Annotated in this window: 3 protein-coding genes; 2 read left to right on the top strand and 1 reads right to left on the bottom strand. The window is 69.5% G+C overall.

The window, feature by feature from the left end; all coding sequences use genetic code 11:
• Positions 1 to 161 precede the first annotated feature (161 nt).
• Positions 162 to 806 (bottom strand): HNH endonuclease family protein, encoded by a 645-nt coding sequence (locus ACWC1K_RS50590; RefSeq protein ID WP_450840980.1) that lies wholly within the window; start codon positions 804 to 806, stop codon positions 162 to 164.
• A 380-nt stretch (positions 807 to 1186) separates the two neighbouring features.
• On the opposite strand from ACWC1K_RS50590, the gene ACWC1K_RS50585 reads away from it, so the two are divergent.
• Both ACWC1K_RS50585 and ACWC1K_RS50580 read left to right on the top strand, forming a co-directional pair.
• Positions 1187 to 1768 carry a TMEM165/GDT1 family protein gene (locus tag ACWC1K_RS50585; RefSeq protein ID WP_450840978.1) on the top strand — a complete coding sequence of 194 codons (582 nt, stop codon included), beginning with the start codon at positions 1187 to 1189 and terminating at the stop codon, positions 1766 to 1768.
• A 175-nt stretch (positions 1769 to 1943) separates the two neighbouring features.
• Positions 1944 to 2612, top strand: coding sequence for an HAD family hydrolase (locus ACWC1K_RS50580; protein WP_450840976.1), 669 nt, complete (start codon positions 1944 to 1946; stop codon positions 2610 to 2612).
• Positions 2613 to 2850: the final 238 nt, after the last annotated feature.

The raw sequence follows: 2850 nt of genomic DNA, 5'->3' as shown, positions 1-2850 counted from the left end.
CGAGACGGCGATCGTGCTCAGCCCTTCGGGCCTCCGCGCGTTCGCCGTCTCGACACCGGCGCGCCCCTTCGGCTCGCCCTCCTCCGTCGCCCCGTACGGTACGGAACGACAGGGGCCGGCGGGGAGGTTCCGTTACAGAATCCGCCGCACCATCCGCGGGATCAGCAGCCGGCGAGGTAGCTGGTCAGCGCGGACTTCTCGGCGGAGTCGACCGAGAGGTCGTAGTAGTACTTCACCTGGACCCAGGCGCGGACGTACGTGCAGACGTACGCGGAGCGGGTGGGCACCCACTCGGCCGGGTCGTCGTCGCCCTTGGAGCGGTTGGAGCTGGCGGAGACCGCGATGAGCTGCGGGCGGGTGACGTCGTTGGCGAAGGCCTGGCGCTGGGCGGTGGTCCACGCCGAGGCGCCGGAGTCCCAGGCCTCGGCGAGGGGTACGACGTGGTCGATGTCGAAGGTGCTCGGGTCGGTGGTGGTGACCGCGTCGTACTGCGAGTACCAGGAGCCGCTGGTGGCGGTGCAGGCGGAGTTGGTGACGACGTTGCTGCCGTCCCGCTTGATGACGTACTCGCGGGTGTTGCAGGTACCGGAGATCGTGATCCAGGTCGGGAACAGATCGCGGTCGTAGCCGGTGCGGTCCTCGGTCGCCACGGTGAGCGAGGCGAGGTAGGTGCGGGCGGTGGCGGCGCTGACCGGGGTGGGAAGCGCGGCGGAGGCGGCCGGACTGTTGAGAAGTCCGGCGGAGGCTATGAGTCCGGTAAGAGCCGCGAGTATGCTGAGCCGTCGACGCGCGTAGAACTTCGGCATGCGAACTCCCTAGGGAGGGCGGGGGCGTTGGGGTGCGAGCAGGGGAATGCTCGCGGCGCCGTGTTGCGGAGGGGTGAGCGTTCGGTAAGAAACTAATGTCGCGTACATGACACGACAAGGTTTACGGCCGAACTTTCGGCCGCGCGGTGGTCGCGTACGATGGACGGCGCAGAAGGGGAGTAGCTCTTCGCCGGACCGTCGACATACTGCTCAGCTCGTCTGAGCCGGCGCCCGGAGGCAGGCCTCGCACGCGAGGCCGGCCAGCGAGACCTTCGGCAAAGCAGTGCACATCTGTGTCTTCCGCTGTGTGCTGCCGTGCCGAGGTGTCGTATCGCAGTCACAGCACTCTCGGCGGGGCGGCCCCGACCGATTGAGGAACCTTGATCAGCTTCACCGTGACGGCGCTCGTCTTCGGCGTCGTCTTCCTTGCCGAACTGCCGGACAAGACCGCGCTCGCCGGGCTGGTGCTCGGCACCCGCTACCGCGCCTCGTACGTCTTCGCGGGCGTGGCCGCGGCGTTCGCGCTGCATGTCGCGCTGGCCGTGGCGGCCGGAAGCGTGCTCACCCTGCTGCCTCAGCAGATCGTGCACGCGCTGACCGGCGTCCTGTTCCTGGGCGGCGCCGCGGTCCTGCTGATGAGGAAGGGCGAGGACGAGGAGGAGATCCGCAAGCCCGAGAACCAGTCCTTCTGGAAGGTCGCGGGCGCCGGATTCATGCTCATCCTGGTCGCCGAGTTCGGGGACCTGACCCAGATCATGACGGCGAACCTCGCGGCCCGTTACGACGACCCCCTCTCCGTCGGCCTCGGCGCGGTGCTGGCGCTGTGGGCGGTGGCCGGGCTCGGCATCGTCGGCGGAAAGGCCCTGATGAAGCGGGTGCCGCTGGTCCTCATCACCAAGGTTGCGGCGCTGCTGATGCTGGCGCTCGGCGTGTGGAGCCTGTGGGAGGCCGTCGCTGGGTGAGCCGACAGCGCGTGAGCCGACACCGCGTGAGCTGAACACCGGGTGAACTGTCTCCCGGGCGCTGGCGGATCCCGGACCGATTTTGTACCGTAGAAAAACAAAGTGGCTCCCGCCCGTTTTCCCTGACCGGCGGGCGGGGCCGCCTTGTTCCCTTTCTCGCGCCCTGGAGCTGCCGATGACGGTCACCACCGTGCCCACCGTCCTCACCGCCCGCGCCCTCCTGCTGGACATGGACGGCACCCTCGTGAACTCCGATGCCGTCGTCGAGCGCATCTGGCGCCGCTGGTCCGAGCGGCACGGGCTGGACGCCGACGAGGTCATGAAGGTGGTGCACGGGCGCCAGGGCCATGCCTCCATGGCGCTGCTGCTGCCCGAGCGGCCGATGGAGCAGAACCTCGCCGACAACGCGCGGATGCTCGCCGAGGAGACCGCGGACGTGGACGGTGTCGTGGCGATTCCCGGCGCCCCCGAGTTCCTCGCCTCGCTGCGGGGGCTGCCGCATGCACTGGTGACGTCGGCGGATCTGGCTCTTGCCACGGCGCGGATGGGGGCGGCGGGGTTGTCGCTTCCCGAGGTGCGGGTGACTGCTGAGTCGGTGGGGGCGAGCAAGCCGGATCCCGAGGGGTTTGTGAAGGGGGCGGCTGAGTTGGGTGTCGAGCCGGGCGAGTGCGTTGTGTTTGAGGATTCCGCTGCCGGGATCGAGGCTGGGCGGGCTGCGGGGATGCGGGTTGTGGGGGTCGGGGCTCGGGCGGATCTGTATGAGCCGGATGTGGTGGTGCGGGATCTGACGCGGGTGCGGGTTGAGGGTGTGGCCGGTGGGGAGATTCGGCTGCACGTGGGGTGACCTGTGCTGGGGGTTGCGGTCGGGGGTGGTGCGCAGCCCGGCGGTGCGGGGTGCCGCCTCTCTTTGGGTCGGGAGCCGCCCTTGGGCGGCACGATTGCCCGCAGGCTGGGTGAGGCGGCTCGGTTGCTCGCGGGCTACGTGAGTCCACTCCGAGGCCGGCCAGACGGTCGAGGAGCATGCCGCCCTGCTCGTACCGCTCGTCCGCCTGCAGGGAGAGGTGGTAGCTGACCACACCGAG

This window comes from Streptomyces sp. NPDC001492, from assembly GCF_053597275.1.
This window is presented reverse-complemented; position numbering and strand designations above follow the sequence as displayed.

What these genes read in the sequence shown, in the direction of transcription:
- ACWC1K_RS50590 (WP_450840980.1), bottom strand. Translation starts at nt 806, where the DNA reads ATGCCGAAGTTCTACGCGCGTCGACGGCTCAGCATACTCGCGGCTCTT.
- ACWC1K_RS50580 (WP_450840976.1), top strand. Translation starts at nt 1,944, where the DNA reads ATGACGGTCACCACCGTGCCCACCGTCCTCACCGCCCGCGCCCTCCTG.